The organism is Pseudomonas sp. AKS31, from assembly GCF_023634765.1.
Lineage (GTDB): Bacteria > Pseudomonadota > Gammaproteobacteria > Pseudomonadales > Pseudomonadaceae > Aquipseudomonas.
The window spans coordinates 155,089-155,319 of the sequence record NZ_JAMLFX010000005.1; the positions used below are offsets into that span (position 1 = coordinate 155,089).

General features: G+C 61.0%; 1 protein-coding gene. It reads right to left on the reverse strand.

From position 1 onward, the window contains the following. Window positions 1–231: hypothetical protein (locus M9827_RS16435; protein ID WP_250606217.1), on the reverse strand; the 231-nt coding region annotated here is incomplete at both ends.

Consider the following 231-nt stretch of genomic DNA (forward strand, 5'->3'; position numbering starts at 1 on the left):
CCGGTGATGCGGTTGTTGACGCTGTTGCCGGTGCCGTTGAGGTTGGCACTGCCCAGCAAGATCAGGTTTTCGACGTTCTGCACCAAGGTGTAATCGATGGTCGAGAACACGCGGTCGATGGCGGTCAGCGAGGCGTCGGTTTCGATCACCACGTCACCGACGTTATCGACGTAGTAACTGTCGAAGCCACCGCCACCGATCATGGTGTCGGCCCCGAGGCCGCCGTCCAGG